At 54.7% G+C, this 605-nt stretch carries 1 protein-coding gene; it reads left to right on the top strand.

The window, feature by feature from the left end; all coding sequences use genetic code 11:
* Positions 1-170: 170 nt before the first annotated feature.
* Positions 171-518 (top strand): ABC transporter permease family protein, encoded by a 348-nt coding sequence (locus tag EKL94_RS22230; RefSeq protein WP_185830084.1) that lies wholly within the window; start codon positions 171-173, stop codon positions 516-518.
* Positions 519-605: the final 87 nt, after the last annotated feature.

The following is a 605-nucleotide window of genomic DNA, read 5'->3' as shown; positions in this document are numbered from 1 at the left end:
TGTTCTTGGGGGCCCCCCCCCCTCTTCCTTCCCCAAACGTGGGGGTGAATACTTATGGGCGATAAGCATACCCAAGCCACTCTACCCAACTTGCCTTTGACCTGGCAGGTCTGGGTCGGGGATTCCCGCTGCTGTTCGCCCTGATCAAAGCTACCCAAGCTGGCTCGGCAGTGAACTCTGCCAACCTCATCCCCAGCACCCATCTATGGGATAACCTGCTGAGCGCTTGGAACGGAGCCAAGTTGGGGCTTTATATCCGCAACAGCTTCGTAGTGGCTGTGGGAATCACGGTCTTGAAAGTAATTACTTCAGCCTTAGCGGCAATGGTTCTGGTGTATTTTCGCATCCCGGCCAAGGGAGTGTTGTTCAGCCTGATTCTATTGACCTTGATGCTCCCTAGCGACTTACTGGTAGTCGCGCTATTTGACTTGGTCTATGCACTGGGTTGGGCCAACACCTATCAAGCCGTTATTCTCCCTTTTGCCGCCCCGGCGCCGGGGATTTTCCTTCTGCGCTAAAACTTCATTAACATCCCCCCCACCCTGTTGGTCCTGTCCCTTTTCACCACCTCACTCGTCCGACGACTTTTCCCGCGTGTGCTTTGT

It is taken from the genome of Stenotrophomonas maltophilia (genome assembly GCF_003970865.1).
In the GTDB taxonomy this organism is placed as follows: Bacteria; Pseudomonadota; Gammaproteobacteria; order Xanthomonadales; family Xanthomonadaceae; genus Stenotrophomonas; species Stenotrophomonas maltophilia_AR.
The sequence above is the reverse complement of the archived record's forward strand: the minus strand, read 5'-3'. Positions and strand labels throughout refer to the sequence as shown.